We start from the raw sequence: 13,714 nt of genomic DNA, 5'->3' as shown, positions 1-13,714 counted from the left end.
GACCTTAGTCCGCGCAGGCGGACTTTGCCTGTATAGCTGCGAATTCCATTCGCCAAGCCTTAAGTTGACACCTATGGGCACTGCCGTGCCCCTACAACTCGCGATATAATTTTGTACCGCATCTGAATGGAAACCGCTATATCTGTTTATAAAAGTGATGCTCCTGTGTCGCTAACAGATGTGAGGGCTGCGTCTACGCGGACAATTTTTTATTTATATTTGTGACTTTTAAAACTTGAGATTTTCTGGGAAAATTGCTACTATAAAATGATTCACTCATTTATAAGTGTAATTAAATAAGCTGACAAAATTATCTTTTCCTGTACATTTTCAGCCCTCCCGGACATCCTAAAAAATAAATATTTATGACAATTGTCTGGAAGATACTATTAATTAGTTTTCATGTTTGCTTTACTGATTTATCATGAAGTTTATATATTTCTGCTAACTTTTTTTGAAAATTATAGTAACCTGAATTTTAGTGAGTCCGTTACAAGATAAAGCAGGAGGCAGAGGACAGCAGGAAAGAAGTATAATTGAAAACTTTAATTCTGGGTCATTGCCCAGTTTAAAAAGAAGGATTCTATCAAGACCAGCAGCGCGTTAGGATAGGATATCGAAGTGCGATACAAAGCATCCACAGCCTTAGTCCCACTTAGTTGCGCGTAGGTTTCTTCTGCCTCCTGCCTTTTGTCTCCTGAATTGTTATCTACCATCTAGCTAAAAATAGCTATTTTGCAGGTATGTACTACCAATCAAGAATTTCGCTGTAAGTTCTTGAATTTGTCGCTCCAAATTGTGCAGGGTGACTATTTAGCCCCACACAATATTAGAACCCGTTTCCAGTACTTATGAAGAGATTCCCTTCTGCTGATTTGGTCGCCTGTGCATCTCACCACACCATCATAGCGGCAATTATCAGCTAACTCATCTTTGGTCGGAGGTTTACGATTTTTGTTGTGCAAGTGATAATTTTGCCCAATCCTAACACTAAGAGTTGCTCTACAATTAAAAACCTAAGTAAGACATTGAAGTTTTGGAATGCTTAGTTTTTAATAATACTTTTTTTCTTGACGAAGTTATTCTCAAGAATAAACTTCTTGGAAAAGTACCCCACTACTTTGTTACGGCTACAAAAACGTAGTTCGTCAGCGTGGACTTAATGCTTAAAAGCCTTCATTGAGAGCCATTTACGTCTACCTTAGAGTAGATTTTGGCCGCTCCAGATTTTAGTATTAGGGCTAAAAAAACTTTTGCAAGAGAACTAAAGTATCTGCAATTTTAGGCTGCAAAATACGGATAACAATGATGCTTTTGTGACTGATGGGCGAGAGCCAATGGTCTATGGGTGGCACTTGAGTTACTGTTAGATTGGCTAGATTAGCGAAAGATACAGAAAACCAATCTAATTTTTGAAATACTATATCCTGGCAACTAGTCGGGCAATTTTGCTATTGGAAAATAGCATGGATTGGTTTAGTTGTAACTTGTGCATTATAGCTTAACGGAGATTGGTGAATTAGCAGTTAGGGGGTGTGGAATCTCTGTACTAACTCAAATGTGACCGCTATATTTATCTGAAAGTGGTTCCAACAAAGTCGCGGTGAATTCTGAAAAGGTAATTCACTAATTTTGCCTGCAAATGTTAATTTTATTCCAGAGCCATCCCAATGAAGACACTTCCGATTAGTAGATACAGATTTTTCCAAAAGCTTCAGCCCCTATCTTTGTTGAAAAAAATCACTGGTAAGTCAATTACAGGTTGTTTACAGGTGTTTAGCACCTCAGGCTCTTGGTCAATATATGTGGACGAGGGTAAACTAATTTATGCCTGCTACTCAGAGAAAATGTTTGAGCCGCTTTACAGAAATTTGCAACGCTTGAGTCAGCAAATTTCTACTCTCCCTCACGGAATAAAAGAACAGTTGCGGGCGATATTTGAAACTGGTATTGAAAATCAAGCAATACCGAACCCAGACTATCTGGCTATTTGCTGGTTAGTCAATCAGAAATATATCAGTCCCTCTCAAGCCGCGATACTGATAGAGCAATTGGCGCTAGAAGTTCTGGAGTCATTTCTAAACTTACAAGAGGGGAGTTATGAATTTATTCCTGAAAGCTTTCTGGATGATATGCCAAAGTTTTGTCATCTAAATCTTCGCTTACTAGTTGAACGATGTCTCATGCCCCAAAGTGTTGGCGAAGCCTCTCGTAGAGAAGCGGCTTATTCTCAGACATCACCAACTTTTCAATCGCACCCCTCAGAATTGTTCAAAATCAATGAGCTAAAACCTAAAAGCAAAAGTACACCAAACTCATATAGAATAAACAGCTATAAACCACCAGCCTCCTATATTAATAGGAATGAACATAGTGGTCAGCAAATCATTCAACGGTCTGTTAATAATACAAAAGTCTACACAATCTTTTGTATTGATGACAATCCTACAGTATTGAATGCTATTAAAAGTTATTTAGATGAGCAAACCTTTTCTGTGGTCGGAGTCAACGATTCTTTAAAAGCTTTAATGCAGATTATCCAGATAAAACCCGATATAATTTTGTTGGATATTTCGATGCCTAATTTAGACGGATATGAACTTTGCTCTTTGTTACGTAAACACTCACATTTTAAAAATACACCTGTGATTATGGTGTCAGAAAAAGTAGGTTTTCTAGATAGAGCTAAAGCTAAGATGGTCAGAGCATCAGGCTATTTAACTAAGCCATTTACACAAGGAGATTTGCTAAAGGTAATTTTTAAACATATTGTTTAATTTACTAATATAAAAAATAACTCTAATTAACCAATATATTATTTTGGAGATTTAAGGTTGAGTATTACCTGGATCACTATCATTCTAGTTATAGAAAATTGTCTGAGTGAATTTAAATTAGTAAGTAGTTATCTCACAGATAGGGGTTACAATGTCATTAAGTCCACTAGTGCAAAAGAAGCCTTAGAAATAATCTTAGAAGAAAAGCCGGATGCGATTGTTACCGATGTAGTAATGCCGGGAATGAGTGGATTTGAATTATGTCGCTTCATCAAAACAAATCCGACTAATCAAAAAGTGCCGATGATAATTTGTAGTAATAAAAATCAGGAAATTCACCACTTTTGGGCCAAGAAGCAAGGTGCAGATGCTTATATAACTAAGCCATATACGCCTGAGCAGCTACTGAGTGTCATTAAATTCCTTGAGACGATGTTTGAAAAGTCCTTTTATATCAAGTTCGGTTAATTACTTATGATTACCGCATCCGTGCAAAAATCAGGAAAACCTCTTTCTCCCTGCACCCTGCCCCCTGCACCCCTGCACCCCTGCACCCCTGCGGTCTAAATGATAAGTCTTTACCCGAACATGATATTATCGGTAGCAAAATGTCCTAAATCCCCTGATATGGGGGACTTTGATTCCGGTTACCCCTCTAAAAAGTGGGTAAAAGAGGTTTGCAACCCTTTTTAAGCGGTCTTTAGAAGGGATTTTGGTTCAAATGAATGAAAAAGGCTGTGATTGCAAATAGAGCGATCGCTCTTTTCCACTGTTATATTAGTCTTTAAATAATCCCCCACCCAATCACAGCTATATTTCAGCAGGTTGAGATGGAAAATTTTTTGTATATCCCACATAATCACAAGTTGGTCATCTCCACCAGAGGCGAGGGTTTTGCCGTCGGGGCTAAAGGCAACACTGCTCACGTTAGAAGTATGTCCATTCAGGGTAACAAGCAAAGTGCCATCGGTCTTCCAGACTTTGATCGTATTGTCAAAACCTGCGGCTGCCAACATTTGACCATCTGGACTGAATGCTACTCTGGTTAAGCCAATACTTTTACCATTAAAGATTCTCACCAGAGTCCCATCACGTTTCCAAAGTCGCAGACAACCATCTCCGCCAGTGGAGGCAATAAATTGACTATTGGGGCTAATGGCAACTCCAAAGACTTCACTCTTATGCCCTTCTAAGATTCGATCGGGTTTCTCTAACAGGCGTTCGCTATTTTCTGAAGTCCACAGTTTGATGGTGCCATCAGCACTGGCAGAGGCGATAAACTGCCCATCGGGACTATAAACAATGTCCCAAATCCGGCCTGTATGCGCCTGGATAACTTGGTGGAGTTGGAACTGTCCATTAGAGTCGCGTTGCCAGAGTCTAAGCTTGTAATCAAAACCCACAGTCACTAGCCGATTGCCATCAGGACTGTAGCTAACACCCAAAAGACCGATACCTGGGCCCTTCAGAATGGTTCGCTGATTGCGGTCTAGTTCCCATAGTCTCACAACACCACCAGAACCGACGATCGCCAGAGTTCGACCATCGGGGCTAAAGTCGAGACTAAGCATTCGAGAATCTTCTTCAAAAATGGTTTTGGCGAGAGAACCATCGCGTCTCCAGAGTTTGACTTGTTTGCCAGCAACGGAAGCTAGAAGTTGCCCATCAGGGCTAAATGCCACCCGCCAGACCATTTCTTGATGACCATTGAGTAGCTTTACTAAAGGTGAATTGACTCTCCAGAGTTTAATGGTGTTGTCGTGACTAGCAGAGGCGATAGTTTGTCCATCAGGACTGAAGGCGATGGTTTGAATATTTGAGGTATGCCCCTGTAAAGTTCTTAATAAAGTACCATCTATCCGCCAGAGTCTAACGGTTTTATCAGAACCCCCAGAAGCAATGGTCTGCCCATCAGGGCTAAAGGCTACACCAAATACTTCAGCAGTGTGCCCTTTAAAAGTTTTCAGGAGAGTGCCTTCTTGATTCCACAGGCGCACCATCTTATCTGCACCACCAGATACTAAAGTTTGTCCATCAGGGCTAAAAGCAACACTCCAAATAGTTGCGTTTCCGGCTGTGAATTTTTTAATCAGCGTTCCATCCAATCGCCAAAGCTGATTGGTGCCGCCTACCATACAAGAAGCGAGGGTTTGACCATCAGGGCTGAAGGCAATTGCCCATATACCACGCTCATGCTTGAGAGTTCTGATTAAAGTACCATCTAGTTGCCAAAGCTTGACGCTAAAATCACCACTGGCAGAAGCGATCGTTTTTCCATCTGGGCTAAAAGCAACCCGCCACACCGCAGATTTATGCCCTTTGAAGATGGTTAACAATTTACCATCGATTGTCCAAAGACGGATAGCACCATCAATGCCGGCAGCGACTATCAGGCGGCTATCCGGGCTGAAGCGGACGCTGTTGATGGTTGCAGTGTGTGGTATTGTTCTCACCAGTGTTCCATCCCGCTTCCATAGCTTGACTGTGCGATCGATGCTAGATGAGACAATCCACTGACCATCGGGGCTGAAATCAACACCTAAGACGATCCCTTGATGCCCTGACAGGTGATTGAATTCATCAGCACCGTAGACAGCTTGTTCCAATACTTTGCGGGTTTGGAGATCCAGGGTATTGGCATCTGCCAAATTTTGCAGATCGAGCCGTTGAAATTTCTGTCGGGCTTGGATTGCTTTTACCAGTGCATCTAAGCGTTGATTGGAATTAAAACTACCATTGGAAGCAGCTGCGATCGCCCGCACCTCACTCAGCGCGGCCTGTCGCTCGGAATAGAGTGTTGTGATCCCTAAGATAATAGCTGCTACTAGGGACAGACTTACCCCTAGTAGTAATCGTTGCTGACGGCGGGCGCTCTTTTGTTCACTTGCCAATCGCGCTTCAGTTTCTTTGAGGCGTTCTACTTCCAGTTTTTGCTGGACTTCCCGACGTTCCAATTCCTGGCTGGCTGCTAAAAATCGATAGTCCAAATCGCTGAGACTTTTGCGCTGAGTCCAGTCCAAGACCTCTTGTAACGCATTCCCCCGCAGCAGGCGTGATTCGTCTTGAAATTCTGATGCTACCCAAGCATTGAATGGTTGTGAGTAAGGGCGCAAATTGTCTAACTGCTTAAACACCCATTCAGTATTGAAAATATTGCGGTAGATGGGATTTTTAATTCTGAGATAGCCGTTGTACTTCTCGACTAATCCCGATAGTAAAAGCTCTGTCTGTTCTCGACTATCATCGGTAGGCACGGGAGATAAACGCAAAGACTGGGAGACATAAACACGCCAAGAGTCGCGAGTGTCTTCATTCTTTACCTCCTCTATTTCCTTTGCTTGCAATACCTGCTGATAAAGACCTAACAACCGTCCGGCTTGTTGTTGATTGAAAAGTAGGCGATCGCGAATTGTGCGGAAGTGTTCGGGTTCATCTTGTGATTCCCAGTGTTGAATAATCTGCGATCGCACCAATTGCTCTACCCAAGACGCCTCAGTTTTTGGGGATAGGACAATTTTCCGATCTGATGTCTTTAAGGCGGTTTGGAGAACTAACTGACAGAGTTTTTGAGTTAGAAACGGTTGTCCCCCTGTCCAGTAAATTACCTCTTGCAACACCACTTCTGGTTGGCTGATTACTTCCTTTAACCCATTTAGCAATGGGCTAGTTTCATGCAATTGAAAGCCGTATAACTCTATGGCCGTCCCAATGTTAAAAGGTGTCCGACGTTTGTCAGCAATTAAGTCAGATGGACTGGCTACTCCAAACAATGCAAATCCCAGGCGTTGGAAATTCGGGTCGTGTGCCTGCTGATTGTAGCAATGACGAATCCAGGCAAAGAAGTCATTGACCGGAAAATTCAAACTCAGCAAACTATCAATTTCATCAATGAAAATGAAAATGCCTTTGGCTTTGTCGGCTTCTTCAGAATCGCTCTTGATATTTGGTAGCAATACTTCTTCAACAAACTGGTGTAGTTTTTGTACAGGAGAAAGACCTGCTTGCATATCCCACCATTGCTTAAAGTTGACGTGTTCCGCCAGATTTAACCCGTAGAACATACTGACAATAATTCCTTTATACCATTGTGCTGATGTAGTATCCTCGCTACCCAATTGAGTCACGTCTAAGTAAACACATTTATAGCCTTCTGACTTGAGACGACGACTTATTCGCTGTAGTAGGGATGACTTACCCATTTGACGAGAGTTGAAAACGTAGCAAAAATCACCACCTTTGAGACTTGTATAAAGTTTTTCGTCTGCCTGACGCACAACGTATGTGGGATCGTCACTGTGGAGGCTACCGCCAACTTGGTATCTCATACAAAATTGTGATTAGAAAAGGTAGATATAAAAAAGGAGTCAGAATTCCGAATTCAGGATTCAGAATACTAATCCATACCACACCGTCCTGTTTGCCAAGCGTCTCGTAGAAAAAGATCGTGACGAATGGGTATACAGTAGATGCGATACCTAGGTTGGGCTACGCCTACGCAGAAAAAGGGTGTAATGGTTTGCCTTTCCCAAAGACTATGATTTACTGATTTTAAATTGGATGTTGATCAAGGTGAGTGAGTTGGTTAAATCCGCCAAATTCACTCTAGTAATTTCGTCTTTATCTAACTATCGCTAACCTTGACCCGGAAAACATGGCAGATTACTTGAATAAGTACCAAAAGTCTGACAGGAAAACCATACTAATGAGAATTTGGACTACTACTGCTGTGCTAGCTTCTTTTTGGCTAATATCTGGAGTCATAGGTTCTAAGCCAATCAACGCTACTTCTGTTTTGGTAGAAAATGCCATATCATCTCCTGCGCCAACAAATGCAAAACAGATTACTGTCAGTAACACCGAGTTTGGACTGAAGAGAGTTGACTCCAAAGGGAACGTCACCATTTTTCAGACAAAAAGAGTACCACTTCAGGAAGGAAACACCTACGGGTGGCGGATTAAACTCAAAGACTACCGAGGTGAAGTGAAATGGCGTGAAGTCTTGCGTTTACCAAAACCTCCAGAAACTTGGGGTACAGATAATGGTGAAGATTTCTCAATATCAGCAGACGGCACAACATCTGTAACACGGCGCACACAGTCGGCCCCAGAGGGTGTGATTGAGAATTTTTGGACGATCGCTCCTGGCGATCCAGTTGGTAAGCATAGAATAGAAGTCTATATTGATGACCGTTTGATCAGTACTTTCGAGTTTGAAGTTATTCCAGTCAAGTAGATATGAGAGATTAGGCATTGGATATTGGGTATTAAAAAAACTTTTCTGTAGTTCCCAGTCCCCAATCCCCCCATCCTTCGCTGAAACTGAGGAGTATCTTAGAAATAGAAGTTTGATTCTTGTTGGGTGGCGATCGTGAATACAGAGGAATTCTTACGATTCATCGAAAAGCAGCGCTCATGCCCTCAGACACTACCAAAAGGGCTGCAAGCAATGTGGTATGACAACAAAGGTGATTGGAACAAAGCTCATGAAATAGTTGCAAATGCCAGCGATGCCGATAGTGCCTGGGTTCATGCTTATCTGCACCGCAAAGAAGGCGATTTGAACAATGCTGATTTCTGGTATCAACGCAGTGGTCAACCAGCATTTTCAGGAGAACTAAGCCAGGAATGGGAACAAATAACTTCTGTATTGCTAAAGAAGGTCAACGCGACACATGAATGCTGAAGAATTAAAAAGGCGTTTTGCCGCAGGGGAAAGATATTTTCCAGCCATTAACTTGAGTAGGGACAAGTTGATTGGAGCTTATTTGCCTGGAATTAATTTATGGGGATCTGACTTGAGTGGAGCTAACCTAGCTAAAGCTAAACTCTGGGGAGCAGATTTGAGTAGGACTAACTTAGCCAAAGCGAATTTGACCAAAGCTAATTTGAGCGGTGTCAATCTGAATGAAGCAAATCTCCGGGGAGCAAAACTCAACTATGCCAAGTTGTATGGAGCGAATCTGACTGGCGCTTACTACGATGAAAGTACGCGGTTTTCTAGAGGTTTTGACCCTATCAGTAGAAATATGCAGAAGGTGTGAAGGGGATTGGGTACTGGTGACTAGGGACTGAGGACTGGGAAAAAGTTTTTTAAAATTTAGTGGTGGGTAAGAGCAAGCACCATAATTTTTTGATTTGGCATCCAATCCCCATTACCCTTTATCCCCAATCCCCAATCCCTAGTCCTCTTTAAATAACTGATACATGTTGATGTGAGCCATCTAATATAGACGATATCAACATTTGTTCAAAGACTTTAGAAAGAGCAGTTTGAAAACGCTGACGATGCTTGATTTTGAAAAAAGGTCTAACTATTTCTGCGATCGCACCGTTACCTTCTCTGTTATCTATAACTCGAATTGCCCGCAGAGTCCCCAACTGGATTTCTTTTTTTACCATCAACTCAGAAATTCCAGTTGCGCCTACGCCATTTTCAATCGCGGCTTTTGCCATCTCACCACTGGTGAACACTAAAATGACATTCAGTTCACTGAGATTGATCCCCCAATTTTGCAACGCTTCCTCAAACCTTTGCTGTGTACCAGATTCTCGCACCCGCATCACCCAAGGAGTTTGAGTTAGTTGGCTTAAGTCAATTTCTCCCCACTCAAACCAAGGGTGTTTTTGACCGACCACAATTTGCAAGCGATCGCTCGCCACTATTTCATACTCTAGAGTATTCTGAAGCGCTGGCTTCACATCTCCTTCCACCAAACCTAAATCAAACTGTCCCATCGCTGTGCCAACACAAATCGTTTCTGCATTGGCAAGGGTACAGTCAATCTGGATACCGGGATATTGGCTCTTAAATTCACTAATCTTACTTGGTAGCCAGTAGTTACCAATTGTCAAACTCGAACCTAATTTCAATTCACCCCGTTGCAGATTGTTTAATTCTCGCAATCCCCTTTCAGTCAAGGAAACTTGATCGAGAATTTTCTGCGCTTCCACTTGCAGCAATTTACCCGCCTCAGCAATCTCGATGTGGCGACCAATCCGATGGAATAGTTTCACTCCGTATTCTTGCTCTAAGTTGTGGATCGCTGCACTGACGGCAGGTTGTGTAATATAAAGCTCCTCTGCTGCGCGAGTAAAGTGTAAGTGCTGCGCCACAGCCTGAAAGATTTTTAGCTGCTCAAGCGTCATTCCTGCCATTTTATGGTGTCCCTACAACTTGGTGTCAAAATTTTAATCACTTTCATTTATCATTTTGACAAACAAAAGCATTTGATTCTATCGGTTAGTTTGACTAAAGTATAAATCAAGGCTTCGGCACGGACTCAAACGGCCAAGTAGAGAGCAGGGAAAGCAGAAGAAGCAGAGGAGCAGAGGGGAAATAACCAATACCTAATGCCTAATGCCCAATGCCCGATTCCCAAGCATGAAAATAAGGACATTCACAAATGAACGATTTAGTAACTGCAATTACCACAGGGATTACCGCATTCACTGCCACCAACATTGATGATATTGTCATACTGACGTTGCTTTTTTCACAAATAAGCAAAACGTTTCGCAGTCGTCACATCCTTGCTGGTCAGTATCTCGGTTTTGCGGCATTGATCATTGCTAGCCTTCCCGGTTTCTTCGGTGGATTAATCATACCGCAGGACTGGATTAGACTACTTGGTTTTATGCCAATAATCATTGGTGTGAGCAGTTTACTAAAACGCGAAGAGGATTCATCTGAGGAAGCCGAAGCAGAAACCGAGCCGTCTTGTCCCTCTATAATTGGCAATTTTCTTTCTCCGCAAACTTGCAATGTCGCTGCGATCGCCTTTGCCAATGGTAGTGATAATATCAGCGTGTATGTGCCTCTGTTTGCCAACTCAGAATTAGATAGTCTGCTGGTGATCCTAAGTGTATTTTTTGCCTTAGTGGGTGTATGGTGTTATACCGCTTATAAATTAACCTACTTGCCTGCGATCGCCAACTTTTTAACTGAAAACGGCAATACTTTTGTGCCTTGTATCTTGATTGGTTTGGGCGTGTTTATTGTCACAGAAAATGTTACCTGGACTCTTTTATCTGTAGTTTCTAGTTATATATTCTCATTGATTTTAGGTTTAAATACTCAGCCGTCGAGTGAAGAACAAGAAAAATTAACTGTCTAAAAAGAGGTGCATCATGAATTTACTCACCAAAATGAATTTCCAACTGCAAAATATCTTATCTATCAACAGGAATCAAAACATGAAAATCTGGAAATCTCTGCTCATTGTCTTAATGATTGTCGCCAATTTCGCCTTTGCTCAACCTTCTTTTGCTGATAGACCAAAATTTAGCAAAAACCCTGACTACATCGAAGTCACTAAAGCACTTAATGAACTGACTCAAACAAAAGATGCCCAAACTCAAGTTGAAGGTCTCACACCAGAAGAAATTCAAAAGAGAACCGAAGAATTAACACTGCAAAAATATGCTTTAGAGACGGGAATCAACTGGGGTCAGTGCGACAACCAAACAGGTAATACCATAGCGGTATACGGTAAAAGACCAAATAATGAAGACGATGAAGATGCCGTATATGAAAATAATCTGTATTTTCTAGCTAATGGTCAGTCCACTAAAAATAACTGGGATTGTGATGGCATCTATCTACCGAATGATGTCAAGGTAGCAAATTTCACTTCTAGTCCTAATGGGAAAGGTCAAGAATTGACAGGAGCGGCTGCTCTCAAGATACTTGATGGAACTCAGTTAGTGATTAAGACCAATCCAGATAAGGCTGCGATTGAATTGAATGTTCCGACTGTGAAAGTTCTTAACAGCAAAGAGGCTAACTGGTTTATCCCAGATATATCGCAGGATATCATAAATACACGAGTTCCCAATGCGCCTAGCAATCAGTCTTGAAATAGAATTGCATAGTCTATTTTTAAATGATTGTTCTGAATTGAAATAGGGTAACAGCCAAAATCAGAGACAAAAACAGGACTTGTACTGGTTAACAATCTCTCTGAATCTTGGCTGTTTTCTTTATGACTTCTTATCACTTGCAGTTGCTCTGTGCCATCAATTACGAATTACGAATTATTCGATCAGGCTTGTTTTATTTAGATATCTGCATTAAAATAAATTTTGAAAAAAATGTACAATCACAACAGGTATATTTCATTAGCGCAACTATTGCGCTGGGTGCAAGTCATCTGGAAGGAGATTTCCTACTACCTCCGCATTTTTTTGAGAAAGGCCGCTTTGGGCATAAGGGTGTTATTGATGCAGTTAAAATTGAAAACTACAGAAGAAGATAAAGATAAAAAAAAGGCAGGACGACTGAACCCGTCCAGAATCCGAGATCACTTGGCAAATGAGCGTACCTACCTGGCTTGGATGCGGACAGGGATCGCTCTTTTAGGTTTTGGTGTCGTCATCGTGCGTTTGCGTGCCTTCCAAGTACCTTTGATACCCCGTCCTGGTAACGGCTGGAAATTAGGTTTAGTCTTCTCGCTGGTGGGTTTAATCACGGTGTGGCTCTCAACAGGACACTATTTCGCTGTCCGTCGTGATATCGAAGAAGATACTTACGAACCAACAGACCGGTGGGTGTTGCTGTTCAGTCTCGCTGTGATGATTCTCGGCGCTGGGGTAATCTATTTTGTTTTTACAACTTCTTTAGATCCAATGAGTCCACTTATCCCTGAATAATAAATAATACAGCAGTTTTCTTTTGCATGAATTACAAAGCTATGGGTTTTGAGGTAGGAAGCAGGAGATAGAAACTCTTTATATCTGAATCTTCAGTCCTAGATTTTGTACCTCAGTTACTTACAAACTGCTGTATTTTTAGAATCGTATCTTATACAACTCGAATAATTCCCCTGATTTCTGCGTTACTACTTTAGCACCAGCCGCTTTAATCGTTTTTTCCCACTTAGCCAAAGGCTCTAAAAATACCTCAGCACCCAAATAGGTTTCCAGAACTGCCCAATCTTCCGCTAGAGGCTGTTCTGGATTGAGAACGTCAAACACAAAATGTCCACCTGGTTTTAACACCCGCTTAACTTCTGCTAGCACAGCATCCCAATATTCGAGTGGAAAATAGCAGCTGAATCCGGTGGCGATCGCAAGATCAAATTGTTCTGATGGATAGCTTAACTGATGAGCGGCTCCTAACTCAACACCTTTGAATAGCTTAGAATTCAACTGTGGCCCACGGGAATTAAGGGTATCGCGTGCCACATTACTGATTTCTTGCCCATGAAAAAATGCTTGCCAATCCCGCCAAGGATAGATTAAAAAGCTGATACCACAGCCAATATCTATACAGTGTTGGTTTTTTTGAGGTTTAGCAATTTCCCAGAAAGGGGAAGCAATTCTCCCTGAGAAACTCCCAGCAATCCACTCGCGGAATATCGGCATCGCCTGTACTTCTGCTGGGAGTTCAAAGGTTTCACGTTGATACTCTCGATTAAAGCGATAGGCTATTTGGCCTAATCTTTCGTCCCAGTTGGTTGATTTGGGTGAACTAAAGAGATTTTGGAACTGCGAATCGGACTTTTTAGACATTAGGTTTTTGCTGCTCTTTAAGTACTTCAGTCAAGTTCTAGTGTAGACAAAGTGCAAGCAGTAATTGCAAAATAGCTTACCTGAATCCCCAGCAAGAATAAAAGGGCTAATAAAGTTTGTTACAGAAGTGTTGAATGTTAAGAAAAAGCCGAGAAATTGCCTTGGGATGTTGTTTAAAATAAGCCTGGAGTTACTTGCAGATCAACACTATGGCAGAAATTCAGTTGGCGATTGAGGGGAAAGATGCGATCGCAGCAACAGAGGCGCTTTTGGAAATTCCTGGTATATCTGGTAACTAAGTAGGTGGGCATAAAAAAACCAGACTATGTAAAGATAAGTAAATACAGAGAATGCATCGACATGAGGTGACTTATATATGGGCGCTCGTTTAAGAGTATTTCTAACTCGTGAGCAAGATCAAACTCTGT

12 protein-coding genes are annotated in these 13,714 nt (G+C 41.8%); 8 read left to right on the top strand and 4 right to left on the bottom strand.

Annotated elements, in window-relative coordinates; translation table 11 throughout:
* Nucleotides 1–545 precede the first annotated feature (545 nt).
* The gene (locus HWQ44_RS16275; protein WP_292720367.1) at nucleotides 546–716 is read right to left on the bottom strand and encodes a hypothetical protein; all 171 of its coding nucleotides are present in this window, start codon (nucleotides 714–716) and stop codon (nucleotides 546–548) included.
* A 954-nt stretch (nucleotides 717–1,670) separates the two neighbouring features.
* On the opposite strand from HWQ44_RS16275, the gene HWQ44_RS16270 reads away from it, so the two are divergent.
* Both HWQ44_RS16270 and HWQ44_RS16265 read left to right on the top strand, forming a co-directional pair.
* Entirely contained in the window at nucleotides 1,671–2,777 is a 1,107-nt protein-coding gene (locus tag HWQ44_RS16270) for a response regulator (RefSeq protein ID WP_292720365.1), read from the top strand.
* A gap of 57 nt (nucleotides 2,778–2,834) precedes the next feature.
* The gene (locus tag HWQ44_RS16265) at nucleotides 2,835–3,245 is read left to right on the top strand and encodes a PleD family two-component system response regulator (RefSeq protein WP_292720363.1); all 411 of its coding nucleotides are present in this window, start codon (nucleotides 2,835–2,837) and stop codon (nucleotides 3,243–3,245) included.
* Nucleotides 3,246–3,466: 221 nt separating this feature from the next.
* On the opposite strand, the gene HWQ44_RS16260 is transcribed toward HWQ44_RS16265, so the two are convergent.
* Complete coding sequence (locus tag HWQ44_RS16260) at nucleotides 3,467–7,102, bottom strand: AAA-like domain-containing protein (protein WP_292720361.1); 3,636 nt, start codon at nucleotides 7,100–7,102, stop codon at nucleotides 3,467–3,469.
* Between the two features lie 377 nt (nucleotides 7,103–7,479).
* Here HWQ44_RS16260 and HWQ44_RS16255 point away from each other — a divergent pair, with 377 nt between their 5' ends.
* From HWQ44_RS16255 to HWQ44_RS16245, 3 genes are all read left to right on the top strand, one after another.
* Nucleotides 7,480–8,010 (top strand): hypothetical protein, encoded by a 531-nt coding sequence (locus HWQ44_RS16255; RefSeq protein WP_292720359.1) that lies wholly within the window; start codon nucleotides 7,480–7,482, stop codon nucleotides 8,008–8,010.
* A gap of 135 nt (nucleotides 8,011–8,145) precedes the next feature.
* Entirely contained in the window at nucleotides 8,146–8,460 is a 315-nt protein-coding gene (locus tag HWQ44_RS16250) for a hypothetical protein (protein WP_292720357.1), read from the top strand.
* The gene (locus tag HWQ44_RS16245) at nucleotides 8,450–8,818 is read left to right on the top strand and encodes a pentapeptide repeat-containing protein (RefSeq protein WP_292720356.1); all 369 of its coding nucleotides are present in this window, start codon (nucleotides 8,450–8,452) and stop codon (nucleotides 8,816–8,818) included. The genes HWQ44_RS16250 and HWQ44_RS16245 overlap by 11 nt, the downstream gene beginning before the upstream one ends.
* A gap of 148 nt (nucleotides 8,819–8,966) precedes the next feature.
* Here the strand turns inward: HWQ44_RS16245 and HWQ44_RS16240 are convergent, their stop codons facing one another.
* Nucleotides 8,967–9,932 (bottom strand): LysR substrate-binding domain-containing protein, encoded by a 966-nt coding sequence (locus tag HWQ44_RS16240; protein WP_292720353.1) that lies wholly within the window; start codon nucleotides 9,930–9,932, stop codon nucleotides 8,967–8,969.
* Between the two features lie 248 nt (nucleotides 9,933–10,180).
* Between HWQ44_RS16240 and HWQ44_RS16235 the strand changes: the two genes are divergently transcribed.
* From HWQ44_RS16235 to HWQ44_RS16225, 3 genes are all read left to right on the top strand, one after another.
* Complete coding sequence (locus HWQ44_RS16235; protein WP_292720350.1) at nucleotides 10,181–10,891, top strand: cadmium resistance transporter; 711 nt, start codon at nucleotides 10,181–10,183, stop codon at nucleotides 10,889–10,891.
* Nucleotides 10,892–10,970: 79 nt separating this feature from the next.
* Nucleotides 10,971–11,633 (top strand): hypothetical protein, encoded by a 663-nt coding sequence (locus tag HWQ44_RS16230; protein ID WP_292720347.1) that lies wholly within the window; start codon nucleotides 10,971–10,973, stop codon nucleotides 11,631–11,633.
* A gap of 363 nt (nucleotides 11,634–11,996) precedes the next feature.
* Nucleotides 11,997–12,425, top strand: a complete 429-nt coding sequence (locus tag HWQ44_RS16225; RefSeq protein WP_292720390.1) for a DUF202 domain-containing protein — start codon at nucleotides 11,997–11,999, stop codon at nucleotides 12,423–12,425.
* 138 nt (nucleotides 12,426–12,563) lie between these two features.
* Here the strand turns inward: HWQ44_RS16225 and HWQ44_RS16220 are convergent, their stop codons facing one another.
* The gene (locus HWQ44_RS16220) at nucleotides 12,564–13,286 is read right to left on the bottom strand and encodes a class I SAM-dependent methyltransferase (protein ID WP_292720344.1); all 723 of its coding nucleotides are present in this window, start codon (nucleotides 13,284–13,286) and stop codon (nucleotides 12,564–12,566) included.
* Nucleotides 13,287–13,714: the final 428 nt, after the last annotated feature.

Origin of the sequence: Nostoc sp. JL34, assembly GCF_017114945.1 — a bacterium.
In the GTDB taxonomy this organism is placed as follows: Bacteria; Cyanobacteriota; Cyanobacteriia; order Cyanobacteriales; family Nostocaceae; genus Nostoc.
The sequence above is the reverse complement of the archived record's forward strand: the minus strand, read 5'-3'. Positions and strand labels throughout refer to the sequence as shown.

What these genes read in the sequence shown, in the direction of transcription:
- HWQ44_RS16245 (WP_292720356.1), top strand. Translation starts at nt 8,450, where the DNA reads ATGAATGCTGAAGAATTAAAAAGGCGTTTTGCCGCAGGGGAAAGATAT.
- HWQ44_RS16235 (WP_292720350.1), top strand. Translation starts at nt 10,181, where the DNA reads ATGAACGATTTAGTAACTGCAATTACCACAGGGATTACCGCATTCACT.
- HWQ44_RS16260 (WP_292720361.1), bottom strand. Translation starts at nt 7,102, where the DNA reads ATGAGATACCAAGTTGGCGGTAGCCTCCACAGTGACGATCCCACATAC.
- HWQ44_RS16270 (WP_292720365.1), top strand. Translation starts at nt 1,671, where the DNA reads ATGAAGACACTTCCGATTAGTAGATACAGATTTTTCCAAAAGCTTCAG.
- HWQ44_RS16230 (WP_292720347.1), top strand. Translation starts at nt 10,971, where the DNA reads ATGAAAATCTGGAAATCTCTGCTCATTGTCTTAATGATTGTCGCCAAT.
- HWQ44_RS16255 (WP_292720359.1), top strand. Translation starts at nt 7,480, where the DNA reads ATGAGAATTTGGACTACTACTGCTGTGCTAGCTTCTTTTTGGCTAATA.
- HWQ44_RS16225 (WP_292720390.1), top strand. Translation starts at nt 11,997, where the DNA reads ATGCAGTTAAAATTGAAAACTACAGAAGAAGATAAAGATAAAAAAAAG.
- HWQ44_RS16220 (WP_292720344.1), bottom strand. Translation starts at nt 13,286, where the DNA reads ATGTCTAAAAAGTCCGATTCGCAGTTCCAAAATCTCTTTAGTTCACCC.
- HWQ44_RS16275 (WP_292720367.1), bottom strand. Translation starts at nt 716, where the DNA reads ATGGTAGATAACAATTCAGGAGACAAAAGGCAGGAGGCAGAAGAAACC.
- HWQ44_RS16240 (WP_292720353.1), bottom strand. Translation starts at nt 9,932, where the DNA reads ATGGCAGGAATGACGCTTGAGCAGCTAAAAATCTTTCAGGCTGTGGCG.